This window comes from Nocardia lijiangensis NBRC 108240 (assembly GCF_001613045.1).
GTDB classification, from domain to species: Bacteria; Actinomycetota; Actinomycetes; order Mycobacteriales; family Mycobacteriaceae; genus Nocardia; species Nocardia lijiangensis.
Genome location: NZ_BDBP01000045.1, coordinates 44,936 through 69,819 on the forward strand (window position 1 = coordinate 44,936; position 24,884 = coordinate 69,819).

Annotated in this window: 22 protein-coding genes; 20 read left to right on the forward strand and 2 right to left on the reverse strand. The window is 70.1% G+C overall.

Annotated elements, in window-relative coordinates:
• The first annotated feature begins 18 nt into the window (after positions 1-18).
• From NL1_RS17875 to NL1_RS17965, 19 genes are all read left to right on the forward strand, one after another.
• A complete protein-coding gene (locus NL1_RS17875) occupies positions 19-1,284 on the forward strand; it encodes a glutamate-5-semialdehyde dehydrogenase (RefSeq protein WP_067840798.1) in 1,266 nt (421 codons plus the stop codon).
• 63 nt (positions 1,285-1,347) lie between these two features.
• The gene (locus NL1_RS17880) at positions 1,348-2,223 is read left to right on the forward strand and encodes an AAA family ATPase (RefSeq protein ID WP_067840799.1); all 876 of its coding nucleotides are present in this window, start codon (positions 1,348-1,350) and stop codon (positions 2,221-2,223) included.
• 3 nt (positions 2,224-2,226) lie between these two features.
• A complete protein-coding gene (locus NL1_RS17885; protein WP_067840801.1) occupies positions 2,227-3,654 on the forward strand; it encodes a vWA domain-containing protein in 1,428 nt (475 codons plus the stop codon).
• Position 3,655: 1 nt separating this feature from the next.
• Positions 3,656-3,997, forward strand: a complete 342-nt coding sequence (locus NL1_RS17890) for an MmcQ/YjbR family DNA-binding protein (protein WP_067840802.1) — start codon at positions 3,656-3,658, stop codon at positions 3,995-3,997.
• 70 nt (positions 3,998-4,067) lie between these two features.
• The gene (locus NL1_RS17895; RefSeq protein ID WP_067840804.1) at positions 4,068-4,946 is read left to right on the forward strand and encodes a hypothetical protein; all 879 of its coding nucleotides are present in this window, start codon (positions 4,068-4,070) and stop codon (positions 4,944-4,946) included.
• A 101-nt stretch (positions 4,947-5,047) separates the two neighbouring features.
• Positions 5,048-5,722, forward strand: a complete 675-nt coding sequence (locus NL1_RS17900) for a hypothetical protein (protein ID WP_067840806.1) — start codon at positions 5,048-5,050, stop codon at positions 5,720-5,722.
• Between the two features lie 173 nt (positions 5,723-5,895).
• Complete coding sequence (locus tag NL1_RS17905; protein ID WP_067840807.1) at positions 5,896-8,037, forward strand: ATP-binding protein; 2,142 nt, start codon at positions 5,896-5,898, stop codon at positions 8,035-8,037.
• A gap of 13 nt (positions 8,038-8,050) precedes the next feature.
• Positions 8,051-8,482 carry a hypothetical protein gene (locus NL1_RS17910; protein ID WP_218024447.1) on the forward strand — a complete coding sequence of 144 codons (432 nt, stop codon included), beginning with the start codon at positions 8,051-8,053 and terminating at the stop codon, positions 8,480-8,482.
• Between the two features lie 143 nt (positions 8,483-8,625).
• Positions 8,626-9,267, forward strand: coding sequence for a nicotinate-nucleotide adenylyltransferase (gene nadD, locus NL1_RS17915; protein WP_067840809.1), 642 nt, complete (start codon positions 8,626-8,628; stop codon positions 9,265-9,267).
• Between the two features lie 6 nt (positions 9,268-9,273).
• Positions 9,274-9,678, forward strand: a complete 405-nt coding sequence (rsfS, locus tag NL1_RS17920) for a ribosome silencing factor (RefSeq protein WP_067840811.1) — start codon at positions 9,274-9,276, stop codon at positions 9,676-9,678.
• On the forward strand, positions 9,675-10,334 hold the full coding sequence (locus NL1_RS17925; protein ID WP_067840813.1) for a histidine phosphatase family protein: 660 nt from the start codon (positions 9,675-9,677) through the stop codon (positions 10,332-10,334). The genes rsfS and NL1_RS17925 overlap by 4 nt, the downstream gene beginning before the upstream one ends.
• Positions 10,335-11,403: 1,069 nt before the next feature.
• Positions 11,404-12,093 carry a diglucosylglycerate octanoyltransferase gene (gene octT / locus NL1_RS40050; protein ID WP_067840847.1) on the forward strand — a complete coding sequence of 230 codons (690 nt, stop codon included), beginning with the start codon at positions 11,404-11,406 and terminating at the stop codon, positions 12,091-12,093.
• A gap of 3 nt (positions 12,094-12,096) precedes the next feature.
• Positions 12,097-12,939, forward strand: a complete 843-nt coding sequence (locus NL1_RS17935) for a DegV family protein (RefSeq protein WP_067840814.1) — start codon at positions 12,097-12,099, stop codon at positions 12,937-12,939.
• A gap of 62 nt (positions 12,940-13,001) precedes the next feature.
• A complete protein-coding gene (locus NL1_RS17940; RefSeq protein WP_067840816.1) occupies positions 13,002-13,487 on the forward strand; it encodes a GNAT family N-acetyltransferase in 486 nt (161 codons plus the stop codon).
• Positions 13,488-14,767: 1,280 nt separating this feature from the next.
• Positions 14,768-15,580, forward strand: a complete 813-nt coding sequence (locus NL1_RS17945; protein ID WP_245673358.1) for a ComEA family DNA-binding protein — start codon at positions 14,768-14,770, stop codon at positions 15,578-15,580.
• Positions 15,577-18,633, forward strand: coding sequence for a ComEC/Rec2 family competence protein (locus NL1_RS17950; RefSeq protein WP_067840818.1), 3,057 nt, complete (start codon positions 15,577-15,579; stop codon positions 18,631-18,633). Before NL1_RS17945 ends, NL1_RS17950 begins: the two co-directional genes overlap by 4 nt.
• 278 nt (positions 18,634-18,911) lie before the next feature.
• Entirely contained in the window at positions 18,912-19,883 is a 972-nt protein-coding gene (holA, locus tag NL1_RS17955) for a DNA polymerase III subunit delta (RefSeq protein ID WP_067840820.1), read from the forward strand.
• 62 nt (positions 19,884-19,945) lie between these two features.
• Complete coding sequence (locus NL1_RS17960; protein ID WP_067840821.1) at positions 19,946-21,520, forward strand: LCP family protein; 1,575 nt, start codon at positions 19,946-19,948, stop codon at positions 21,518-21,520.
• Positions 21,521-21,851: 331 nt separating this feature from the next.
• On the forward strand, positions 21,852-22,073 hold the full coding sequence (locus NL1_RS17965) for a hypothetical protein (RefSeq protein ID WP_156094924.1): 222 nt from the start codon (positions 21,852-21,854) through the stop codon (positions 22,071-22,073).
• 148 nt (positions 22,074-22,221) lie between these two features.
• On the opposite strand, the gene NL1_RS17970 is transcribed toward NL1_RS17965, so the two are convergent.
• Together NL1_RS17970 and rpsT are read right to left on the reverse strand one after the other, a co-directional pair.
• Positions 22,222-22,476 carry a hypothetical protein gene (locus tag NL1_RS17970; RefSeq protein WP_067840825.1) on the reverse strand — a complete coding sequence of 85 codons (255 nt, stop codon included), beginning with the start codon at positions 22,474-22,476 and terminating at the stop codon, positions 22,222-22,224.
• Positions 22,477-22,636: 160 nt separating this feature from the next.
• Positions 22,637-22,900: a 30S ribosomal protein S20 gene (gene rpsT / locus NL1_RS17975; RefSeq protein WP_067840826.1), complete on the reverse strand. Its 264-nt coding sequence runs from the start codon at positions 22,898-22,900 to the stop codon at positions 22,637-22,639.
• A 401-nt stretch (positions 22,901-23,301) separates the two neighbouring features.
• On the opposite strand from rpsT, the gene NL1_RS17980 reads away from it, so the two are divergent.
• Entirely contained in the window at positions 23,302-24,882 is a 1,581-nt protein-coding gene (locus NL1_RS17980) for a circularly permuted type 2 ATP-grasp protein (protein ID WP_245673361.1), read from the forward strand.
• Positions 24,883-24,884: the final 2 nt, after the last annotated feature.

The following is a 24,884-nucleotide window of genomic DNA, read 5'->3' on the forward strand; positions in this document are numbered from 1 at the left end:
GGTGCGTAGGCTGTAGCCATGACGGTAGGAACGACGACCGAGCTGGATGTCCGCGAGGCGGTACACGACGCCGCGCGAAAGGCCCGCGTCGCGTCCAGGGCACTGGCCCAGCTGACCACCGCGCAGAAGAACGAGGCGCTGCACGCCGCCGCCGACGCGCTGCTCGCCGCGGCCGACACCGTGCTGGCCGCCAACGACAAGGACATCGCGACCGCCGAGGCCGCGGGTACCGAGGCCTCGTTGCTGGATCGGCTGCGGCTGACCAAGGCGCGCATCGACGGCATCGCCTCCGGGCTGCGTCAGGTCGCCGGTCTGCCGGATCCGGTCGGCGACGTGGTGCGCGGCTCGACGCTGCCCAACGGCCTCGAGGTGCGTCAGGTGCGGGTGCCGCTCGGCGTGGTCGGCATGGTGTACGAGGCGCGGCCCAATGTCACGGTCGACGCTTTCGGTCTGGCGCTGAAGTCGGGCAATGCCGCACTGCTGCGCGGCTCGTCGTCGGCCGCCGAGTCCAACGCCGCGTTGGTCGAGGTCCTGCGGAAAGCGCTGACGGCCCAGGGTATTCCGGCCGACGCCGTGCAGCTGCTGCCCAGCCATGACCGTTCCAGCGTGACCCACCTGATCCAGGCGCGCGGCCTGGTCGACGTGGTGATCCCGCGCGGCGGCGCCGGGCTGATCAACGCGGTGGTGCGCGACGCCACCGTGCCGACCATCGAGACCGGCACCGGCAACTGCCACGTCTACGTGCACGCGGCCGCCGACCTGGAGATGGCCGAGCAGATCCTGATCAACGCCAAGACCCGCCGCCCCAGCGTCTGCAACGCGGCCGAGACGGTCCTCATCGACAAGGCCATCGCCGACACCGCGCTGCCCAAGCTCACCGCGGCCCTGGAGCGGCACGGCGTCACCATCCACGGCGATCTGCCCGGTCAGGTGCCCGCCACCGACGCCGACTGGGGCGAGGAGTACCTCACCCTGGACATCGCGCTCAAGATCGTCGACGATCTGGACGCCGCCGTCGAGCACATCAACACTTGGGGCACCGGCCACACCGAGGCCATCGTCACCGCTGAACTCGCGGCGGCGCGGGAGTTCACCAGCCGGGTGGACGCCGCGGCGGTAATGGTCAACGCGTCCACCGCGTTCACCGACGGCGAGCAGTTCGGGTTCGGCGCCGAGATCGGCATCTCGACCCAGAAGCTGCACGCGCGCGGCCCGATGGCGCTGCCGGAGCTCACGTCCACCAAGTGGATCGTCTGGGGCGACGGGCAGACCCGGCCGGTGTAGCCTGCCGCGGCGCGGGCGTTTCGGAGGCGACCGCCTCCTGCTTTTCGAAGGAAGGACTGACCAGTGGCCGATGCACCGCAAGAGCCGATCTTCACCTCGGTCGACGATGTGATCGAGCGGCTCGCCACCACCGGCTATCTGGCCGACAAGGCCACCGCCACCTCGGTGTTTCTCGCCGACCGGCTGGGCAAGCCGCTGCTCATCGAGGGCCCGGCCGGTGTCGGCAAGACCGAGCTGGCCCGCGCGGTCGCGCAGACCGCGGGCGCGGAACTGGTGCGGTTGCAGTGCTACGAGGGCGTCGACGAGGCCCGCGCGCTGTACGAGTGGAACCACGCCAAGCAGATCCTGCGCATCCAGGCCTCCAGCGAAAACGATTGGCAGGAAACCAAAGCCGACGTCTTCACCGAGGAGTTCCTGCTCTCCCGGCCGCTGCTCACCGCCATCCGCCGCACCGACCCCACGGTGCTGCTCATCGACGAGACCGACAAGGCCGACGTCGAGATCGAGGGCCTGTTGCTGGAGGTGCTCAGCGATTTCGCCGTCACCGTCCCGGAATTGGGCACCATCACCGCCAGCCGCAAGCCGTTCGTGGTGCTGACCTCCAATGCCACACGGGAGCTGTCCGAGGCGCTCAAGCGCCGCTGCCTGTACCTGCACCTGGACTTCCCGGACGAGGAACTGGAGCGCCGCATCCTGGCCAGCCGGGTACCGGAGCTGTCCGCCGCGGTGTCCGCCCAGCTGGTGCGCATCGTGCACGTGCTGCGTGGGATGCAGCTGAAGAAGCTGCCCTCGGTGGCCGAATCCATCGACTGGGGCCGCACCCTGCTGGCGCTCGGGCTGAAGGACCTGGACGACTCCACCGTGCGCGCCACCCTCGGCGCGGTGCTCAAACACCGGAGCGATCACCAGCGCGCGCTGGCCGAGCTGAAGCTGGCCTGAGCCATGGTCACGGGATCGGGCCCGGCGGATTCGGTGTCGCTGGACGCCCCGCACGGGCTGCCCGGCCATCTCGTCGGCTTCGTCGAGGCGCTGCGGGCGCGTGGCATTCCGGTGGGACCGTCGGAGACGGTGGACGCGGGCCGGGTGATGACGGTGCTGGACCTGCTGGACCGCGACGTGCTGCGTGAGGGACTGGCCTGCGCGCTGCTGCGCCGCACCACCCATCGCGCCACCTTCGACGGACTGTTCGACCTGTGGTTCCCCGTCGCGGTGGGGCAACGCGGCGTCGCCGCCGACGAGGTGGCGATCCCGCGCACGCCCGCCGGGGAGGTGGACATTCCGGCCCTGCGCGAACTGCTGGCCGAGCTGCTCGCGCTGGAGGATTCCGGGCGGCAGCTCGAACAGTTGGCGGGGCAGCTGGTCGAACAGCTCGGCCAGTATCAGTCCGCGCGCGGTCCGTCGTTCTCGGCGTACCAGGCGCTCAAGGAGGTTCAGCCGCAGACGCTGCTCGCCAAGATCCTGGCCGGGCTGGCCGTCGGGCCGGACACCAGCGCGTTCGACACCGAGATCGCCCGCCGAGCGGCCCGACAGCGCATCGACGGCTTCCGCGCCGCCGTGGAGGCCGAGACCCGCAGGCGGGTGGCCGAACGCATCGGCCGCGAGCGGGTCGCGAGCTACGGCGTCGCGCGACAGGCCGAGGACGTGGACTTCCTGCGCGCCTCCGACCGGGAGCTGACCGAGTTGCGACGCAGCACCCAGCGGCTGGCCCGGATCCTGGCCTCGCGTCTTGCGGTGCGGCGCAAGCACGCTCGCCGCGGTGAGATCGATCTGCGGCGCACGCTGCGTAAGTCCATGTCGACCGGCGGCGTGCCGATCGACCTGGTGAACCGCAAGCCGCATCCGGGGCGACCGGAGCTGGTATTGCTGTGCGACGTCTCCGGATCCGTCGCCGGTTTCAGCAACTTCACCTTGCTGCTGGTGAGCGCGCTGCGCGAACAGTTCTCGCGGGTGCGGATTTTCGCGTTCGTCGACAATACCGACGAGGTGACCCGGTTCTTCGACCCGAACACCCAGCTCGACGAGGCGATGACCAAGATCTTCACCGAATCCGATGTGGTCGGCTTCGACGGGCATTCCGACTACGGCGGCGCACTGACCGCGTTCGCGCGGGAATTTCCCGACGCCGTCACCAGCCGCAGCTCGCTGCTGATCCTGGGTGACGCTCGCACGAATTACCGTGACCCGCAGCTGGATACGCTGCGCGCGCTGGTCGGGGTCGCCAAGCACGCGCACTGGCTCAATCCGGAGCCGCGCACCCAGTGGGGTTCCGGCGATTCGGCTGCCGAACGCTACCGCGAGGTGATCGACATGTACGAATGCCGTTCGGCCAGACAACTGACCGACGTGGTCTCCCGGCTCCTGCCGGTCTGAGATGGACGACGCACAGCTGCTGGCATACTGCCTCGCCAAGCCGGGCGCCTGGCAGGACGAACCGTGGGAAGGCGACGTCGTCGCGAAGGTCGGCGACAAGATCTTCGCGTTCCTCGGCGGTGCGTCCGTCGGCCTCAAATGCGGCCGGAACCGGGACGAGGCCGACGAACTCGTGCACATCTACCCGGACGACGTCACCGCATCGGCCTACATCGGCCGCTACGGATGGAACAGCATCCGCGTCGGCGGCGCGGTCCCGCCCGACGAACTGCGCGAGCTCGTGGATCAGTCCTATGACGCCGTCGTGAGCAAGCTGCCGAAAGCCAAGCGCCCCAAGCCCTGACCGGGACACCGGGTCGGCCCATCAGGATTCGTTAAGCGTTTCTTTGGCGGCATGGAGTTCGATCGCCCGCATGGGGAACAGAGCGCCGGACGGCGTCGAGGCGGGGTGCGCCGGGCAGACCGGCGACGGGGAAGGGGACGAACGGGGTGAGGACGCCGAGCGGCTGGCCGGGCTGGCCGCGGCTCGGCTGCTCGACGCGCCGGACGAGGCGGAGGAGTATTTGCGGAAGGCGTTGGCGCTCGGCGCGGGCGCGTTGCCCGCCGAGACGCTCGCGCGGTGGCATTCGCAGCTGGTCATGGTGCTGGCGGGTCGTCCGGGACGGGAGCTGGAGCTGGCGGAGAGCGCCCTGCACGCCGCCGCGCGCTGGGGCGGCGTATCGGACGCGGACGCGGTGCATCTGACCTTGGTCGCCGCGCGCGCACTGCACAGGGCGGGGCGGCACGCCGAGGCCGTCGAACTCTTCGAGCCACCGCTCGCGGCGCAGGACGCGCCCTATCCCGCGCCCGAAATGGCGGTGCTGCGTGGACAATTCGGCAAATCGCTGCGACGCATCGGCAGATATCGCGAAGCGGGTGCGCAGTTCCTCGAGGGCGCACGGCTGATCGGCAACGATCCCGCTCGCGTCGAGGCCGAGGCCGAGCTGATCTGGTCGGCCGCCTCCGCGCTGGACGCGGGCGGCGCGGAGGATCAGGCGCGGCAGGCGTACCTGCGTGCCGCCCAGCTGTGGGGTGAACTCGGCCGCATCGGGCCGCGCTCGCGCTGCCTGCGATCGGCGGCCTGGCTGCGGTACTGGTCCGCGGACTCGGAGGCTGATCGGGAGGCCGGGATCGCCGCGCTCGGCGAGGTGCTTGCCGAACTCGAGGCGCTGGCACGGCGCGAACCCTCGGCCCAGGTGACCCTCGAACTCGAGTACACGCGCAACCAGCTCGCGGATATGCGGGAGCGCTGACGGCGTTCTTCAGCCGATGCTCAGCCTTTCTTTGGCGGCGTGCCGGACCGTAACGACAGATACCGAGATCGCCTCGGTGCGTCGCGAATTCGGAGACCGGAATGAAGATCTACGCCGCCGCCGCTGCCGTCGTGGTGATGGCCGGGCTGCTGACCACCTGCGCGGCCGGCATCGAGCCGGACGCCGTGGCGGCCCCGCCGAGCGCGGCGGTGCACGTCGCGGCCTCGGAACTCGTCACGGGGCCCGGATACCTCCTCGACGTCCCGCAGGTGGTGGGCGGCGATCCCGCCGCGGCGGCGTTCAACGCCGGAATGCATGCGGCGGCGCGCTTCTGGATCGACCAGGTGGATGCGCGAACCACCCTGGCGCCCGGCCCCGGCCAGGTCACCTATCTCGGGACGCGGGCGCTGAGCGGGCTGCTGTCGGTCTCGGTCGACACCGGCGACGCGTCCGTCGTCCTGCGCACGAGTCACGTGACCGATGCGCGCACCGGCCGCACACTCACCCTCGCCGACCTGTTCACCGATCTGGATCGTGGCCTGGACATCCTGGCCACCTGCGTCGCCGACCTCCTCTCGCCGCACACCGATCTCCCCGCCAGTGCGCTCGAGCCTGCCGAATACAACTACCGCGTCTGGCTGGCGACCCCGGCGGGCATGCAGATCCACTTCGGCGCCCCCGCCGCGGACCCCGCCGGCGACATCGTGGTCACCGTTCCGTGGTACCAGCTGGAGACGGTGCTCGCGCCGGGAATGCGGGATGTGGTCGGCGGCTGAGCAATTCCTTCGCACCGATTGTTCGGACAATTTCCGGCCGCCGGTCGGTGTGCGGGAAATTGACTGCTTGCCCGAACGAATTTCCGAGGGTTTCATGTCGCGAAAATAGCTGCGCCCGAAAGTAATCCATCGATTACTCTTGCGCTACGACTGACGTCGCCGGGGAGATTCGCATGAGTGGGGAAGACAGCAGGTTCCATCGCGTCACTATCGGCGGGAGCGTCGCGGGGCAGGTTGTCGTCGGTGAGAACAACGTCGTGATCAATGCGCAGGGGTCACAAGTTTTCGTCCGCGACGGTCCACCGCCCGAGGTGCGGCGGCGGACCCGGCCGGTGGGAGTGCCGATTCCGCGGGCGCGCGGCGACATGATCGGCAGGCTGGCGGAATTGCGATTCGTCGCCGAGTCACTGGATCAGGGTGTGCCGGTGGAAATTTCGGGTCCGCCGGGCGTCGGGAAAACCACGGTGCTTCGCCGGTTCGCGGCGGATCGCGCCCGGGGCGGGCATCCCGTCGTCTATCTGTCGGCGGCCGGTCTCGCGGTCGAAGATCTGATCCAGTCGCTGTTCCAGGCCTGCTACGACGCGGTCGACTACCGGCCCGACCCGGCGGTGTTGCGGCGGCTGATGGGATCGATCCGCGCGCTCGTCGTGATCGATGACTTCGGCGGTTCCGCGGCCGATCTGGACAGCGTGCTCGACATCGTGCCCGCGGGCGATCTGGTTGTCGCGACGATGGCGAGAGTGCTGTGGGGACAAGGACGTTCGCTGGAACTGCAGGGCTTGCCGGAGCCGCAGGCCATGGCGCTGCTCGCGGGCGTGGCCGGCCGCGGGCTCGGCCACTCGGACGCGGCGAGGCGGCTGTGCCGTGCGGCGCGCGGACACCCGCTCGCCCTGGTGCGCGCCGCCGCGTGGGTCGCGCAGTCGGGCACCGGCGAGCTCTTCACCGACCCCGGCCTGCTGCAACGAGCGATGATCGCCGGACTCGCGGGCCACGTGCGCGACGCGCTCGGCGTGCTGTGCGCGCTGGCGGGCATGCCGGTGAAGCCCGCGCTGCTCGGCATTCTGCTGCGCAGGCCGGACGCGGCGGCCGCCCTCGCGGCGCTGGAACGCGTCCACCTGGCCGAGCCGACCGCGGCGGGCTATCGCCTGACCGGCAACCCCACCGCGCTCACCGCCGACTGGCAGGGCGCACTGCCCGATCCCGCCGATTTCGTTGCCCCGCTGCGGGACTGGGCCGTCCGGACGGCAACCGCCCCGGAGATCCTCGAGCTGGACGTCGTGGTCGTCCGGGTGTTGCGGGCTGGCATGGTCCGCGGACGGCACGATTCGGTGCGCGAACTCGCCAGGGCCGTCTCGCCGGTCCTCGGCAGGGCCTTGCGCTGGGGCTGCTGGAAAGAGGTGCTCGCGGTCGGCCTGCAGGCGGCGACCCAGGTGGGCCATGCCGCCGATCTCGCGTACTTCACCAGGGAAAGTCACGTGCGCGAGCAGGCGCTCGGGATGGCGGTCGGCATGACCGTCGGCGTCGGGGCGGGCGCCACGGTCGTCGCGGCACAGCAAGCCGGATCACACACGGTGCAGAGCGCGCTGCGTTCGGTCGCGTTCGGTCATCCCGTCGCCACCGGCACCGTGGTCGCGGCGCTCGCGGCGGCCGTGACGGTCACCGGAGTCCGTCTCACCTCCGGCGATGCGCCGCCCGCGGCCGGTCAAGCGCCGATCACGACGGTGCTGTCCACCGCGACGACGGGTCTGCTCCCGGTCACCAGGACCCCGGAACAGACCAGCGGTCCGGCCCAGGCCCCGCCCCCGCCGCGGGCGCCCGCGACGCCGCGCACAGACCCCGGACCGGGGGCCACCGACTGCGCTCCGCAGACCTACCTGGTCACTTTCGAGGCGGTGGTGGGCGGGGAACCCGTGACCCGGCCGGGGGAATTTCCCTGGTTGTCGTGCGACAACGAGGCGGCCGCCGCCCTCTCGGGCGACCCGGCCTTCGAAGCGGCGCCCAACCCTTGCCCGCCCGTCGGAGTCAGCGGATGCGTGTACGACTTCACCTTCAGCCCCACCGAGCCCGGCGACTATGCCGCCAAGCTGGTCATCCCCTCCGACTCGGGTGGTTCGGCCATCACCTTCGAACTGCGCGGCAGCGCGGTGCTCCCACCGACCGGGACCACCTCGCCGACCGGCTCGCCTTCCACCACCACCACCCCGCCGTCGACGACGACCACCACCACAACGACCACCCCGCCGTCGCCGACCGTGAGCCTCCCGGCGTCGTCCAGCACCTTGGAGCCCCCGCTCATTCCCATCCCCACGACCTGAGAGGACACCACCCGTGACCGAAGCATCCGGAGCCAACTACCACCTGAACGTCGGCGGCGACGTGCCAGGACAGATCGCCGTCGGGCATCACAACACCCTCAGCCGGGTCGAGGCGGGCGGGGACTCGACCCAGAACGTCGACGTCGATCTCGCCGGTCTGCGCGCCGAGTTCGAGCGTCTGCGCGCCCAGCTGCCCGCCGACGGCCCGCTGCGGGACCAGGCGGCCGAACGGGTCGACGAGTTGGAAGAGGCGGTGACCGCGTCCGAGCCGGACCTGTCCACCATGGAGTACGTCCGCAACTGGTTCGCTCGGCGGCTGCCCGAACTCGCGGGCGCGGTGACCGGGCTGATCGTCCATCCCGCCGTCGGCGCCCTGGTCGCCGCGGCGGGCGGGGGGCTCGCGGGTGAGTTCGTGCGCCGCTTCGGTTCGACCGACGGGGCGTGAGTAGGCCGCGTCCCGCGTGATCCACCCCGCCGCGAGCGGCGGCCTTCCGCGCCCGGCTGGGCCCGGCGACGCTGAACCGGACGCCCGTCCTCGGGCCGGGCGTCCGGACGGCGGTCCGCGGCGGAGCATTAAGCTCGGCACTCATGCACGAGAAAGGCCGGACCGGACGCAAGCTGGGGGTGATGGGCGGCACCTTCGACCCGATCCACCACGGGCACCTGGTCGCCGCCAGCGAAGTCGCCAACCGGTTCGACCTGGACGAAGTGATCTTCGTCCCCACCGGACAGCCGTGGCAGAAGGCACACAAGAAGGTCAGTCCGGCCGAGGACAGGTACCTGATGACCGTCATCGCGACGGCCTCCAACCCGCGGTTCTCGGTCAGCAGGGCCGACATCGACCGGGGCAAGGTCACCTACACCGTGGACACCCTGCGCGAGATGCGCGCCCAGTATCCGGACGCCGAGCTGTACTTCATCACGGGAGCGGACGCACTGGCCAACATCCTGTCGTGGCAGGATTGGGCGGAACTGTTCGAACTGGCGAAGTTCGTCGGGGTGAGCCGACCGGGCTACGAGCTGAACGCCGATCATCTTCAGGAACATCTGCGTGATCTTCCGGCCGATGCGGTGACGATGATCGAGGTCCCGGCCCTGGCCATCTCGTCGAGTGAGTGCAGGCGACGCGCCGCCGAGAATCGGCCGGTGTGGTACCTCGTCCCCGACGGCGTGGTCCAGTACATATCGAAGCGGCACCTCTACGTGCCCGAAACAGCGGAAGGTAGCTGAAAAGGCATGAGCGCATCTGTCGAGGCGGTCGAGATGGCGCAGGTCGCCGCGCGGGCGGCAGACGAGAAGCTGGCTGCCGACGTGGTCGTGCTCGACGTCTCCGAGCAGCTGGTGATCACCGACTGCTTCGTCATCGCCTCCGCGCCGAACGAGCGCCAGGTGAACGCGATCGTCGACAACGTGGAGGAGCGGCTCCGGCAGGCAGGCCACAAGCCGGTCCGCAGGGAGGGCACCCGCGAGGGCCGCTGGGCGCTGCTGGACTACGTCGACGTCGTCGTGCACATCCAGCACAACGACGAGCGCAATTTCTATGCGCTGGAACGGCTGTGGAAGGACTGCCCGGTGGTTCCGGTGTCAGGCATCGGCGATCCGCGTGCCGCGGAGGGTGACGAGGGGAACGGCACCGAGTGAGCAAGTATGCCGGTGTGCGCACCCTGATCCTGTTGCGGCACGGGCAGACCGAATGGAATGCCTCGGATCGGATGCAAGGCCAGATCGATACCGATCTCACCGAACTGGGCCGCAGACAGGCCAAAGAGGCGGCGCGCGAGCTGGTCTCACGCAACGCCATCGCGATCGTCTCCTCCGATCTGAAGCGCGCCAACGACACCGCGCTGGCACTGGCGGAGCACACCGCGGTCCCCGTCGTGCGCGACCCGCGCCTGCGGGAGACGCACCTCGGTGACTGGGAGGGACTGACCCACCTCGAGGTGGACGCCGACTACCCGGGGGCGCGCCTGGCCTGGCGGCTGGACGCCACGTATCGGCCGCCCAACGGCGAAAGCAAGCTCGAGGTGGGTGCGCGCGCCCTTCCCGTCGTGCAGGAGCTGTACAGCGAGCGACAGGATTGGCCGGGCCGGACTATCATCCTGGTGGCGCACGGCGGGCTGATCGCCGCCCTGACGGCCGCGCTGCTCGACCTGCCGCCACAGAACTGGCCCATCCTCGGTGGACTGGCCAATACCAGCTGGGTGCAACTGAGCAGCCACGGTCCAGGAATCGAACAGCCCGGGTGGCGTCTCGATGTGTGGAACGCAGCGGCGAAGGTAGCTCCCGATGTCCTCTGAAGAACCGATCAGATCGGTGCCGGACGAACTGTTCCAGCAGGTGACCCGCAAGGCGGAACGCCAGCTTCCCGATGCGTTGTTCGGCGGACCCGCCGCGCCCGCATCGCCCCCGAAAAGCGCCGCGAAGGGCGACGAGCCCGTCCGGACAGTGCCGGACGAGTTGTTCAAGCAGGTCACGGCCAAGCCGGAACGGCACCTGCCGGACGCGTTGTTCGGTGGGCCGCCGCGGAAGCCGGAGGCCGATTCGCCGGAGAAGTCCGGCGCGGTGGTGGATGCCGGGGCCGATGCGCTCGCCGGTGCGGGACCTGCCGACGAGGCATCGGGCGATGCCGCGGACGAGTCGGATGCCGATGGTGATGTGGGCTCCGTAGCCGATGCCGTGGTGGCCGAGGTCGAGGCGGGCGCTGGGACGGGTGCCGGGGACGGCGCGCTGGATGGTGAGGCAGTCGACGCCCAGGTGGTCTCCGAAGGGCCGGTCTCGAGCGGGCCGTCGGAGTCCGAGGCGGCCTTCGATGGTGCGGCAGGACAAGACGTGGCTGCATCGGCGACCGATCGGGTGAGCGTGGCGGATGAGCGTGACTCGGTCGCAGCGTCCACCGGTTCCGGAGCCGCGGCTGTGCGCGAGGATCTCGAACCTATCGAGGGCGAACCGCTGTCCGATGAGGGCGAGCCCGATGCCGCGGCTGTGCGCGAGGACGTCGAACCTATCGTCGGCGAGTTGCTGTCCGATGAGGGTGAGCCCGACGCCGCAGAGGGTTCCGCCGCGGCCGAAACGGTCGGCCTATCCGCGGAAAACTCCGCGGGGGAAGCCGAGTCCGGACCCGCCACCGTCGACGGGGCGGACTCCGCGCCGACCGGTGAAGCGGCGTCGGTGGATTCGGCGTCCGATTCCGGCGCGACGGCCGCCTCGGCTCCTGCTTCGGTATCGGATTCGGCGGCCGCGGCCGCCGTTGCCACGCTGATCCCTTCCGAGGCACCGCTTTCGGCCGTTTCTGCCGAGCCGGGTACGGCGCCCGCAGGTGAGGTCGTACCCGCGCCCGAGACGACCCAGGCCAAGCGTCCGGTCCTCTTGGTGATCGCCGACTCGCTCTCCTACTTCGGCCCGAAGGGCGGTCTGCCCGCGGATGATCCGCGCATCTGGCCGAATCTCGTAGGCGCCGAACTGGATTGGGACGTGGAACTGGTCGGCCGTATCGGCTGGACCTGCCGCGACGCGTACTGGGCGCTCATCGGCGACCCGCGGGTGTGGGCCGCCGTGCCGAACGCGGGTGCCGTGGTCTTCGCCGTCGGCGGCATGGACACCCTGCCTTCGCCGCTGCCGACCGCGCTGCGTGAGCTGATCCGCTATGTGCGTCCGCCGGGCCTGCGCAGGCTCGTCCGCTCGACCTACAACTGGCTGCAGCCGAAGCTGTCGAAGCTGGGTCGCCCGGTCGCGCTGCCGCCGAAGGTCAGCGTCGACTACCTGGAACAGTCCCGCGAGGCATTGGCGCAGTTGCGCCCGGATCTGCCGTTCGTCGCGGTGCTGCCCTCCGTGCACAAGGCCGAGGCGTACGGACGTGTGCACTCCGGTCGGCCGCGCGCGGTGAAGGCGTTGCAGGCGTGGTCGGCGCGCAGCGCGGTGCCGCTGGTGGATCTCGGTGAAGCGGTGCGGGAGAACGTCTTCTCCGGCGACGCCAATCCGGACGGCATCCACTGGGGCTGGGCCGGGCACACCGCGGTCGCCACCGCGATGGTCAAGACCTTGCAGGAGGTTCGGTAGTCCGTGGCCGTCGTGGTCGTCACCGATTCGTCCGCCAGCCTCCCTGCCGAAATCGTCGACGAGCTGGACATCGCCGTCGTACCGTTGCACGTTCTTGTCGGCGACCGCGCCATCCGCGAGGGCGTGGAACCGATCGACATCGACTATGCCGCGGACACCGTGACCACCTCGGCGGCCTCGCCGGGCGAGCTGCGCGAGGTCTACGAGCTGGCGCTGGCGCGCAGCGGGGGCGACGGCGTTGTCGCCGTGCACCTTTCGCGTCAACTGTCCGGCACCTGGGAGGCGGGCAGGCAGGCCGTGCGCGACATGGACGCCGCCGACCGGGTAAGAATCGTCGACTCCCTCGGCGCGGGCCTCGCCACCGGACTCCCGACCCTGGCGGCCGCCCGCCGGGCGCGCGCCGGTGCGGCGCTGGACATCGTGTACGACACCGCGGTCGCCACGGCCAGCCGGGCGCGTACCTTCTTCCTGGTCAACCGGACCGAACAGCTGCGCAGGGGCGGGCGGCTGAGCAGCGCGGCGGCGTTCTTCGGCAGCGAGCTGGTCACCAAACCGCTGCTGCAGATCGTCGAGGGCCGTCTCGAATTGCGCGAGAAGGCACGCACCCGGTCCAAGGCGTACGCGAAACTCGTGGCCGCCGCGGTGGACGCCGCCGGAGAAGACGGCGCGGCGGTGGCGGTGCAGCACCTCGAGGCGGCAGAGGCGGCCGAAACCGTGGCCGGGCAACTGCGCGAACTGATTCCGGGGATCCGCGAACTCATCGTCGCGGAGTTCGGACCGGTGCTCGGCGTGCACCTCGGCCTCGGTGCGGTCGGTGTACTCGTGGTGCCCGGCGGCTGCGCATGACGGAGCGATCACGGTGAGCGCAACCGGTTCGATCGCGAAGTGCGCCGGATAACGTCGGGACGATGACGAGTTCGACGCGGCCGACCCGTCCACCACTGACCGTGGCCACGGTCGATTGGGCGCATCACGACGCGGTGACCCTGCGTGAGGAAATGGCCGCCGAGGTGGGTCCCCGGTATGCCGACCTGGCCCGCACCGTGCGCGGCACCCCGAACGCGGTCGACGAGGAGACCGTGCACCGCACCTTCGTCGCCTATTCCGGTGGGGCCGCCGGTCACGCGGCGGTCCGCTGGAACGCGGGCGAGCTCGAACTGAAACGGATGTTCGTCCGCCCCGCCTATCGCGGTTCGGGTGTCGCGGACGCGCTACTCACCGCGGCCGAAGATGCCGCGCGCGCCGAGGGATTGCCCCGGCTGATCCTGCAGACCGGCCATCTCCAGCCGGAGGCGGTGCGGTTCTATGTCCGCAGCGGATACCACCGCATTCCGATCTTCCCGCCCTACGAGGTCCTTCCCCTGTCGAATTGCTTTGCCAAGCAACTGAAGTGATACCGCACGCCCTTGGCGACGAGGGCGTGCGCGCAAGTGGGCCGGGCTTTCACGGGAGGGGTTGTCCCCAGGGGCGCGGTTATCAACAGACCTATCGAAATGCCTGGTCGCACCGGACTGTTCGATGCGTTCGGCTGCGTACGGTCGCGGGCATGCGACGACATGACGAACGCGAGCGGATTCGACGGCGGCTCGGTGCGCTGACCGTCCGGGTAGGGGCGAGCCGTGGAGTGCCCTCCGGCGGTCGCGCTCGGTCGTCGGGTGCCGGGGCGACGTCACCTGCGTCGGTGGCCGCGAGGCAGGCGGTCGGGTCGGGCGAGACCGTGTCCAGCGGTGGCCACATCCGACTGTCGAGTATTGCCACGGCGCATAGCGGAATCCCATCGGCTGCTGTGGCGGGTGCGGGCTCGGGAGGTGTGCCGGGCAAGACCGTGCCTATGGCGCCCGATGTCGGCGTGCGGCGATCGGTCGGTGTGGACGCGCCGGTCGCCGCGTCGCATCCGGCGGAGGCGCAGTTGTCTCGAGGGGCGTCGGGTGAGATCGCGTCCGGCGGTGGCGGTGTCCAGCTGTCGAGTGTCAGCGCGGCGCGTGGTGGGAGGGCGTCGGCACCCGTGGTGGGCGCGGGCACGGGAGGTGCGTCGGGTAACAACGTGCCTGCGGCGTCTGATGGCAGCGTGCGGCGATTGGTTGGTGGGGATGTGGCGGTCGTCGTGTCGCATTCGGCGGAGGCGCAGTGGTCCCGAGGGGCGTCGGGTGAGAACGCGTCCAGCGGTGGTCGTGTCCAGCTGTCGAGTATCGGCGCGGCGGGTGGTGGGGTGGCGTCGACTGCCGTAATGGGTGCGGGCTCGGGAGGTGGGTCGGGCGAGAACGCGCCGATGGCGTCCGATGCCAGTGTGTGGCGGTCGGTTGGTGGGGATGTGCCTGTCGTGGGGGCGCATTCGGCGGAGACACAGTGGTTTCGAGGTGTACCCGTGGCGTCGGATGACAGCGCGCGGCCGCCGGTTGAAGGGGATGTGCCTATCGTCGCGTCACATCCCGAGGGGAGGCGGTTCCGAGGCGGATCCGAGAAGAGTTCGGGGCGTTGGCATTGGGAGCGGCTGCCGCCGGAAGAATTGGACGGGGTCGGGGAATCTATGGAGGTCGGTGACCCCGAACCTGGCGCAGCGGCGTCGCGAGTCGATCGAGGAAGGGTTCCTGGCGAAGGTGGAGTAGCGGCGAATCCCCGTCGCGGCCGGGAGCGGTCGGCACCGAGCACCTCGGCGCCGGATCATCGTTCCGCCGTGCATTCCAGCGGGGTCGGAGACGAAGAGTCGGTCGGTCAGGTGCGCACCCCGCACTGGCTGGACGAACCCCCGCGCGGTCCGGGCTGGCGGGAACGTTTTGTCCCGCAGCGCTTTCACGGTGCGCGGATCGATCCCGGCCGTCGGGGTGTGCTGATGTTGGCGATGGTCGGGCTGGCCGCCGTGGTTGTCGCGACGGTCGTGGTGTTCCGTGAGCGCCCGGTGGCGCATGCCGTGCCGCCGTTGCCCGCCGCGCGCATCAGCGCGACTCCGGCTGGGTCGCGTCCGAACCCTGGTACGGCGCAGACGATTCCCGCCGCATCGGGGGCACAGCCCACACCCGCGTCCGCCGAGCTGGTCGTCAGCGTTGTCGGACTCGTCCAGCGAGGCGGACTGGTGCGGCTTCCCGAGGGCGCACGGGTGGCGGATGCGCTCGCGGCGGCGGGCGGTGCCCGCGACGGGGCGGATCTGACCGGCATCAACCTCGCCCAGCGCGTGCGGGACGGCGACCAGATCCTCGTCGGACCCGCCGCACCGGCACCGGGGCCGCCCCAACTCGGCAGCACCACGATCACCGCAACCGGACCGAGCGCGACCGCCCGTCCGAGTGGCGGGCCGTCCGGCAAGGTCGACCTCAACAAGGCCACCGAAGCGGAGCTCGACGCCCTGCCCGGCGTCGGTCCGGTCACCGCAGGCGCCATCGTCGCGTGGCGCACGGCAAACGGCCGCTTCACCGACCTCGAACAACTCGGTGAAGTGGACGGCATCGGCCCCGCCCGGCTGGCCCGTCTGCGCGATCTGGTGACGGTATGACCTCGTCCCTCGGCACGCGGGAACCGGAGGTAGCCGACGCCCGGCCGACCGTGGACGCACGACTGCTCCCCGCCGCCCTGTGCTGCTGGGCAGTGACGATTGTCGTGCTGATCTCGGGTTGGTCGGCCGGGATCGCGGTGGCCCTCGGATTGCTGGTGACGGCGGTGGGAGTGGCGGCCACGGTGCTACCGGCGCATTTCACGCGGCGCCAGGTGGTGACGTCGATTCTGTTGCTCGGCGCCAGTCCGGCGTTGGTCGCGGGATTTCCGGGCGGGCTCGCGGTGCCGGTCGCGGGATTTCCGGGCGGGCTCGCGGTGCCGGTCGCGCTGATTATGGGCGGGTCCGCGTCGCTGCTGGTGTTGGGCACGAAGCGTTTCGCGCGGACGCTAGCTATCGCGCTGACCCTGCTCGGCGCGGGCGTCGCCGTAGTGACGGAATTATCGAGTGCCGGTGCCAGTGCCGGTGTCGCGGTCGGTGTCGCGGTCGGATCGGTGTTCGCACTGGCGTTGCGCACGGAGTATCTCGCGCGGCGGGCCACAGCGTGCACGCTTCTGGTTGCCGGGCTGTGCGGAGTCGGAGCCGTCGCCGTCGCGGGCGTCGGGGCCGGGATGACGGTCGCGGTGGCTGTGGTGGTCGTATCGGTGCTGGCAGCGGTCGTATCGGAAATGCGAAGGCGGGGCGAGGGTTCGGAGGGGCGTCGGGCGGTGGCGCTGACGCTGCTGGCTGCTGTGCTGCTCGGCGCGGGTTTCGCGGTGGCGGCGGCGTGGCGGGAGCATCGCGTCGCGACGCATCCGATGCGCGAGGTGTACGGGCTCTCGATGCGAGTGGTCGTCACCCCGACGGATGATCCGAAACCTGTGCGGGGCAGTTCTTTCGGTGGGGAGCGACGGTGGATCGTTCGGGCTGCGCTGCGCGAGTATCGAAACGCCGATGCGACGGTGCGGTCCGGCGGCCGGGTGGTGATCCTTGCCTCGGGGCCGGAGTGGGGTGAACTGTTGCCCGGGCAGCCGATCGAATTCCGGGCGCAGCCGCAGCCCCCGAAGAACCGCGATCTGACGGTCGCCGCGCTGCACGCGGTCGGGCTTCCCAAGCCTGTCGCCGCACCGCCGTGGTGGCAGCGGGCGGCCGCGTCGGTGCGTCACGATTTCGCCGGTGCGGCGACTGCCGCATTGCCCTCGGACGCCGCGGGACTGCTCCCGGCGTTGGTGCTCGGTGATACTTCGGGCCTGCCCGAACCTGTTCGCCAAGACTTCGAAACCTCAGGCCTGCAACATCTTTGCGTAGTCAGCGGCGCGAACTTCACGATCCTGCTCTCGGTCGTCTTGTTCGTCGTGCGGGCGCTCACGTTGGGGCCCCGCGCAGCGGCGATGACCGCGGCGGCAGCGCTGCTCATGTTCGTGGTGGTGGCCAGGCCGGATCCGAGCGTGCTGCGGGCGGCCGCAATGGGGGCGGTCACGCTGCTCGCACTGGTGACGGGTCGCCGCAGACAGGCGCTGCCCGCGTTGTGCGCGGCGGTGATCGGCCTGCTGCTGGTCTGGCCCGAACTCGCGGTGAACGCCGGATTCGCGCTGTCGGTACTGGCGACCGCGGGGCTGATCCTGCTCGCGCCCAGCTGGGCCGATTGGCTGCGGGCGCACGGCTGGTGGCGGCTGCCCGCCGAGGTGGTCGCGGTCTCGGCGGCGGCCTTCGCGGTCACCGTGCCGATCATGGTCGCCATGACCGGCCGGGTCAGCGTCGTCGCGATACTGGCGAATGTGCTTGTCGCACCGGTGATCGCGCCCCTCACCGTCGTCGGCGCACTCGGCGCCGCCTGCGCATCGGCGTGGTCGCCGCTCGCGGAGCTGGTCTTGCGGTGTGCGGGCCCGCCGTCGTGGTGGTTGCTGAAGGTCGCCGAACACACCGCCGCGCTGCCCGGCGCGACGATCACCGTGCCCGGCGGGCCGGTCGGCGGCCTGACCGCTGCCGCGCTCGTCATCGTGACGGTGTGGGCGCTGCGTGCCGCCATGGTCCGCAGGCTCGCGACCGTTGTGGTGCTGGCCGCGACCGCCGTACTGCTACCCGCCCGGCTCTGGCACCCCGGCTGGCCCCCGTCCGATTGGATCCTCGCGGCCTGCGACATCGGCCAAGGTGACGGCCTGGCCCTCGCCGCGGGCCCGGGGACCGCTGTCGTCATCGACGTCGGCCCCGACCCGCGCACCATGCGCGCCTGCCTGGACCGTCTCCGCATCCGCCACATCGCCCTCCTCGCCCTGACCCACCCCCACGCCGACCACATCGGCGGCCTGACCGGCGCGATCCACGGTCGCACCGTCGCCGCCATCGCCACCGCTCCGGGCGAACTCGTCGAAGCCAGACCTTCCGCCGAGCTCGGCGCCCCCGAGAGAAACGAACTCGAAACAACAGGTGCGCACTACCCGCCCGCGGCCCACCCCGACTCGACCGCACGCCCGACGACAACTCCCGCAACCGATGCCGTCCCGCCGAGCCCAGGCGGAACCGCCGAGCGCCGCCGCGTCACCGACGAACGCACACCTCTCACCGGCGCGGCACAGGTGGCGGAGATCGCCGGCCGCACCGGAATCCCGCTGCTCGAACTCACCACTGGACACGTACTCCGTTTCGGCGCCGTGGAATTGACCGTGCTGGCCCCCGCCGACCCCGGCCCGCACCGCCCGCACTCCGCTGACGAACCGAACGACCGCTCACTCGTCATCACCGCCACGACCCCGGCCGGCCGAATCCTGCTCACCGGCGACATCGAGTCCACGGCCCAGCTCCGCCTGCTCCGCGACCCCGCACTGCTGCACGCCGACATCCTGAAGGTCCCCCACCACGGATCACGAACCACGACAAAAGAATTCCTCGCCGCCGTACACCCTCGACTAGCGATCATCAGCTCCGGCGCCGACAACACCTTCGGCCACCCCCACCCCACAATCCTCGCCGACCTACAGACCCTCGGCGCCACGATCGCCCGCACCGACCTACACGGCGACATCCTGATCGCCGGAGGCCCCTCCGACCTGCGCGTCATCACCCGTGGTCCGCCCTGAGCCCATGAGCAACCGGAGTCGATCATCTTGGAAGTCATGAGAGGGGAGCATGCGGTCGTTGAGGGGCATGCTCATCGCCGACGTGAAAGGTGGCGCGCCGGGCGGCCGGGCCTGTGGCGGTCGTGGTGGCACCGGCTCGGGACCGATCGCCATGCGCTGCGGCTGCGACTCCGGACACGTCGCCCATATCGTCCCGAAGCCACGCACGAGTGGGCGGTGCCGCGGGGAGGCCGTGAGGGTGAGCGGCGGTGTCGGTGGAGGACCGTAGGATCGGGCGGGTGAGCGAACGGTCTGCGGCGGTGCATCTGGTCCTCGGGGAGGAAGAGCTGTTGATCGAGCGCGCGGTGGGGGAGATCACCGCGCAGGTCAGGGGGGCGGCGCCGGATGGGGATGCGGTGCCGGTGGATCGGATGCGGGCGGGGGACGCGAGTACGGCGGAGCTGGCGGAGTTGTTGAGTCCGTCGCTGTTCGCGGAGGATCGGGTGATCGTTCTGGAGTCGGCGGCGGAGGCGGGGAAGGATGCCGTCGCGGTGATCACGGAGGCCGCGGGGGACCCGCCGGACGGCGTGGTGCTGGTGGTGCTGCATTCCGGCGGCGGAAGGGCCAAGGCGCTGGCGCCCGCGCTGCAGAAGTCGGGGGCCGTGGTGCACAACTGCGCCAAGCTGACCAAGGCATCCGAGCGGATGGAGTTCGTGCGCGGCGAGTTCCGAGCCGCGGGGGTGCGGGTCGGAGGAGAGGTCGTGCAGGTGGTGCTGGAGGCGGTCGGCTCGGACCTGCGTGAGCTGGCCGCCGCCTGTTCGCAGCTGGCGGCCGATACCGGCGGCAAGATCGATGTCGCGGCGGTGCGGCAGTACTACTCGGGCAAGGCAGAGGTGTCCGGGTTCGACGTGGCGGAGCTCGCCGTCGCGGGCGACAGGCCCGGCGCGATGGAGGCGTTGCGGTGGGCAAACGATCGCGGCGTCCCGCACGTGCTGCTGGCCGACGCGCTCGCCGATTCTGTGCACACCATTGCCAGGGTTGGTTCGGCGGGCCGCGGCGACCCGTTCAAACTGGCCCAGCAGCTGGGGATGCCGCCGTGGAAGGTGAAGAAGGCGCAGGCCCAGGCGCGGGGCTGGACGCCGGCCACCATCGGCACGGCCATGCAGGTGGTCGCGACCTTGAACGCCGACGTGAAGGGTGGCGCGGCGGACTCGAGCTACGCCCTGGAACACGCTCTGACGAGCATTCTCGACCTGTACGGCAAGGGCTGATACCCAAAAGTCTCCAGTGTGGCAAATATATAGTTACCCAATCCGTGTCAAACTGGATTGGGATGGACGAGCGAACCGCGCGGGCTTTCCGCATCGACGATTCCGGTCGCTTCCGGCGACATCGGGCGTCCCGCGGCGCGCCTCGGCTGTCCCCAGCGTCGCGCCGGAGAATCGGCCGCACGGTGGCGAAAGTGGTGGCGGGTGGATTGTCGGCGCTCGTGCTGGTGGGCACCGCCGCGGGCTGGGCCGCCGAGAGCGGCTTCGACGGCGGCTTCGGCCGCTCCCACGCGCTCGGCGACGACGCGCCGCGGTCGCTGGACGGCGCGATGAACATCCTGCTGATCGGCCTCGACACGCGAAAAGACCAGAACGGCAACGACCTTCCCCAAGAGATCCTCGATCAGCTGCACGCGGGTGACAGCGACCAGGGCGGCTACAACGCCAACACGCTGATCCTGGTGCACATCCCCGCCGACCTGAAGAAGATCACCGCGGTCTCCATCCCGCGCGACGACTACGTGGCGGTCTCCGGCATCCCGGGCTACACCCACATGAAGATCAAAGAGGCGTACGGCCTGAAGAAGGCGTTGGTGCAGGAGCAGCTCGAGGCGCGGGGCGTGACCGATCGCACGAAGCTGGAGCGCGCGGGCCGGGAGGCGGGCCGCGCCTCCATCGTGCAGGTCGTGCGCAATCTGACCGGCGTCCCGATCGACCGGTTCGCCGAGATCACCCTCGCCGGTTTCTACGATCTGGCCAAGGCACTCAACGGCGTCGAGGTCTGCCTGCGCAAGCCGGTGCAGGATCTCGAATATTCCGGCGCCGATTTCCCAGCCGGTCGCCAGCGCCTCGAGCCGGCCCAGGCACTCGCCTTCGTCCGGCAGCGCCACGGCTTGGAGAACGGCGACTTGGACCGCACCCACCGCCAGCAGGCCTTCCTCACCTCCGTCGCCAGGGATCTGCGCAAGGCGGGCACGTTCACCGACGTCGGCAAGCTCTCGTCCCTGATGGACGTCGCGCACCGCAATATCGTGCTCTCCGACGGCTGGCACGTCACCGACTTCCTGCGCACCGTCGGCTCCGCCGCCCCGAGCGTGGAGTTCCGTACCCTGCCGGTGCTGCGCTACGACGTGATCAACGGCCAGGACGTGAACATCATCGATCCGGTCGCCATCCGCCGCGAGGTGCGCGCCGCCTTCGGTGAGGCCGAGCCGAGCGGCCCGCCGTCACCGTCCAGCACCGTCGACGTGCTCGACGCCGGAGGTGGAGACGGTTACACCACACGGGTTTCCACCGTGCTCACCCGCCGCGGCTACGGCAAGGGGACGGTCGGCCACGCCACGTCCACGGACGGATCTGCCTCGGCTGTGTACTACGACCCGGGCAACGTCGCCGAAGCCGTCCGCCTCGCCGACACTCTCGGCGGCCTGCCCGTCATCCAGTCCGCGACCGTGCCCGCGGGCCGCATCAAGGTGATCATCGCCTCGGACTTCACCATGCCCGCGGCCCTGACCGGCGCATCGACCACCGCCAGGGCCACGCCGACCACCAAGCTAGCCCCGACCACAATCCCCACCCCGGACGCAGGCAAACCGGTGAACGCCACCATCACCGGCAACGACATCCCCTGCGTGAACTGACCCACCGGGCAAACCAGGGTCCTCGCAGGCCGTTTCCACGCCTCGCAGAGGCTACGGCTGCTGCGAAGCGTGTGGAAACTGTGCGAAGACGGCGCCTGCGGCGGACGCTTCGATCCGTTGCTCGAGATTGGCGCGCCCGTACCTTCGGGTGAGCACGCCGCTGCCCAGCGGCGACCACGGGATCACGCCGAGGCCGAGATCGCGCACCAGCGGGACGAACTCATCGACGGGTTCTGGCGATGCCGCCCGCCATCACCGCCAGCCGCTTCCGGGTCGCCTGCATGAGTTCACGGCGAGAAGTTCGCGCGCCTCGAACCGGCACGGTGTGAAGGTGCAGAGGCGCGGGAACTCGGCCTCGGCGCCTCTGGTGATCGGGCCGCTGGTCGTCACCCGCGAGGTGCTGATGCCCATGCGGGATCCCGACCAGCGGATCGTCATCTATCGGCCCGTGAACGCCGACTCGCAGGCGGCGCTGAACCGCCGGACGGCCGGAGTCGCGGCAAAGAAGCCGCGCGCGGCGGAGCTGAGCCCGCCGCGCTGCGCCTTTCGCTGAGCGCTGTTTGCCAAGCTGAGCAGGGCCTGTCGAGCTGAGCGTTGTCTGTCGAGCCGAGCAGGGTCCGTCGGACCGAGCGGCGCTGCGGAGCAGAGCGGAGTCCGTAGAGCCCGACGCCCGTAGCGCCGACGCCCGCCGAGTCGAACGCTCAGTCCGCCGAGCTGAGCAGCAGCTCGCCGTCGTCCTCGTCCTCGTCCGATTCCTCGAATCGGCCTTCCCATTCGTCGTACACGGGCACTTCCTCGTCCCGCGTCACGATCCACTCGAGCGAGTAACCACCGTCGTCGTCGGGGACCATGACGTTCTCGATCTTGATGCCGATGCCGAGCACCTCGGCGGCGCGGATGACCTCGGGCAGGTCCTCGCCTCTCACCACAGTCTGATTCGCGTACACGGTTACCATGCGCGGAATCGTAGCCCCCGACACCGACATCTCGGCTACGGTCCGGTGAACTCGTCGACGAAGCTCGGATTCGAAGCAGACACGACAAAAGCCGCCGTGGTCATCGAGGCCACAGCGGCTGGCGTCAGGAGAAAGATCCCGGATGTCCGGGACCGGCGAATCAGCCGAGCTTGTTGTAAGCCAGCGCGAGCGCCGACTTCTTGTTGGCGGCCTGGTTGGCGTGGATGACGCCCTTCGAGGCTGCCTTGTCCAGCTTGCGGCTGGCGAACTGGAGACGCTCGCCGGCCTGATCCTTGTCACCGGCGGCAGCGGCCTCCCGGAAGCTGCGGATCGCGGTGCGCAGCGCGGACTTGACCGACTGGTTGCGCTTGCGAGCCGCCTCGTTGGTGCGGATCCGCTTCATCTGGGACTTGATGTTGGCCACGCCTGTTTCCTCGTGTTCCTGTCGCTGAGTGGTATGTACTGAGAAGTCTTGCGCGTGCGACACGCCCGGGGTAAACGGGTATCGCAACGCCGAAGATCGAGGTTACCAGCCGCCGCGCGGCACACGAAATCGGCGTGTCCGGGCCGGTCCGGCCGTTCGGATCGCGGTAGGAACGGTTCGGCTGCCGAGTGATGCAAGAAATTTACCTGCGTCTCACATGGCACCGCCGCCGCGTGCTGCACGATTTTTGCATGACTTCCGCCTCTCCGCCGCGTTCGGGACGGTCTTCGGGACCGAATTCGAACCGGCTCCATGGGCGGGCCAACGGCAATGGGCGGGCAACCTCCACGGGGCTGTTCCAGGGATACGGGCCGGGTCGTTTCGCGGCTGCCGTCGACGAGATGTTCGACCACGCGGGCCGGGTGCGCCAGCCGTACAAGGGGATCTTCGCCGCCCTCGCGCCCATTGACGTCGCGGATCTGGCCCGGCGCTCGGATGCGCTCGACCGCGCCTTCATCGACCAGGGCATCACCTTCTCGCTGTCCGGTCAGGAGCGCCCGTTTCCGCTGGATCTGGTGCCCAGGGTGATCGCGGCGGCGGAGTGGAACAAGCTCGAGCGCGGGATCAAGCAGCGGGTGGTGGCGCTGGAGCTGTTCCTCGCCGACGTGTACGGCGAGCAGAACATCCTGCGCGACGCGGTCGTCCCCAGGCGGCTGGTCAACTCCTGCCAGCACTTCCATCGCGAGGCCGCGGGGCTGGTCCCGCCCAACGGCGTCCGCATCCACGTCGCGGGCATCGACCTCGTCCGTGACGAGCGCGGCGACTTCCGGGTGCTGGAGGACAACCTGCGCTCGCCGTCCGGGGTGTCCTATGTCATGGAGAACCGCCGCACCATGGCCAGGGTCTTTCCCGATCTGTTCTCCTCGCACCGGGTGCGCGCCGTCGGCGACTATCCGAGCCACCTGCTGCGGGCGCTGCGCGCGTCGGCCGCGCCGAACGAGGCCGACCCGACCGTGGTGGTGCTGACGCCCGGCGTCGACAACTCCGCCTACTTCGAGCATTCGCTGCTGGCCAGGCAGATGGGCGTGGAACTGGTCGAGGGCAGGGACCTGTTCTGCCGGGACAACTTCGTCTACATGCGCACGACCGAGGGCGAGCGGCAGGTCGACGTGATCTATCGCCGCATCGACGACACCTTTCTCGACCCGATGCACTTCCGTCCCGACTCGGTGCTCGGCGTCGCGGGCGTGCTGAACGCGGCCCGGGCGGGGAACGTGGTCATCTCCAGCGCGGTCGGCAACGGCGTCGGCGACGACAAACTCGTCTACACCTATGTGCCGGACATCATCGAGTACTACCTCAACGAGAAGCCGGTGCTGCCGAATGTGGACACCTACCGCTTGTGGCTCGACGACGAACGCGAGCAGGTCATGGACCGGTTGGCCGAACTGGTGATCAAACCGGTGGAGGGTTCCGGCGGCTACGGCATCGTCATCGGGCCGGACGCGAGCCCGCGCGAGCTGGCGGAGGTGCGGCGCAGGGTCGAGGACGACCCGCGCGGCTGGATCGCGCAGCCGGTGGTGCAGTTGTCCACGGTGCCGACCAAGATCGGCAACGACCTGGTGCCCCGGCACGTCGACCTGCGCCCGTTCGCGGTGAACGACGGCGACGACATCTGGGTGCTGCCCGGCGGCCTCACCCGGGTCGCGCTGCCGGAGGGCTCGCTGGTGGTCAATTCCAGTCAGGGCGGCGGCAGCAAGGACACCTGGGTGCTGGCGGGGCGCGCCTCGCCCGAGGAACGAGAGCTGGCGGGCGGGGAGCTGGTGAGCGATCCGCCGCAATCGGATTCGCGCGAGGTCGGTCGCGAACTCACCGCCGCGCAGGCCAATCAGCAACAGCAGCAACAACAGCAGGAGCAATGCCAGGGCAGGCCGCGATCGACCCTGCCGCAGCGATCCACCCGGCGCTCGGGGAAGGAATAGCC

What these genes read in the sequence shown, in the direction of transcription:
- NL1_RS17875 (WP_067840798.1), top strand. Translation starts at nt 19, where the DNA reads ATGACGGTAGGAACGACGACCGAGCTGGATGTCCGCGAGGCGGTACAC.
- NL1_RS17885 (WP_067840801.1), top strand. Translation starts at nt 2,227, where the DNA reads ATGGTCACGGGATCGGGCCCGGCGGATTCGGTGTCGCTGGACGCCCCG.
- NL1_RS17890 (WP_067840802.1), top strand. Translation starts at nt 3,656, where the DNA reads ATGGACGACGCACAGCTGCTGGCATACTGCCTCGCCAAGCCGGGCGCC.
- NL1_RS17895 (WP_067840804.1), top strand. Translation starts at nt 4,068, where the DNA reads ATGGGGAACAGAGCGCCGGACGGCGTCGAGGCGGGGTGCGCCGGGCAG.
- NL1_RS17900 (WP_067840806.1), top strand. Translation starts at nt 5,048, where the DNA reads ATGAAGATCTACGCCGCCGCCGCTGCCGTCGTGGTGATGGCCGGGCTG.
- NL1_RS17905 (WP_067840807.1), top strand. Translation starts at nt 5,896, where the DNA reads ATGAGTGGGGAAGACAGCAGGTTCCATCGCGTCACTATCGGCGGGAGC.
- nadD (WP_067840809.1), top strand. Translation starts at nt 8,626, where the DNA reads ATGCACGAGAAAGGCCGGACCGGACGCAAGCTGGGGGTGATGGGCGGC.
- rsfS (WP_067840811.1), top strand. Translation starts at nt 9,274, where the DNA reads ATGAGCGCATCTGTCGAGGCGGTCGAGATGGCGCAGGTCGCCGCGCGG.
- NL1_RS17940 (WP_067840816.1), top strand. Translation starts at nt 13,002, where the DNA reads ATGACGAGTTCGACGCGGCCGACCCGTCCACCACTGACCGTGGCCACG.
- NL1_RS17950 (WP_067840818.1), top strand. Translation starts at nt 15,577, where the DNA reads ATGACCTCGTCCCTCGGCACGCGGGAACCGGAGGTAGCCGACGCCCGG.
- NL1_RS17960 (WP_067840821.1), top strand. Translation starts at nt 19,946, where the DNA reads ATGGACGAGCGAACCGCGCGGGCTTTCCGCATCGACGATTCCGGTCGC.
- NL1_RS17970 (WP_067840825.1), bottom strand. Translation starts at nt 22,476, where the DNA reads ATGGTAACCGTGTACGCGAATCAGACTGTGGTGAGAGGCGAGGACCTG.
- NL1_RS17980 (WP_245673361.1), top strand. Translation starts at nt 23,302, where the DNA reads ATGTTCGACCACGCGGGCCGGGTGCGCCAGCCGTACAAGGGGATCTTC.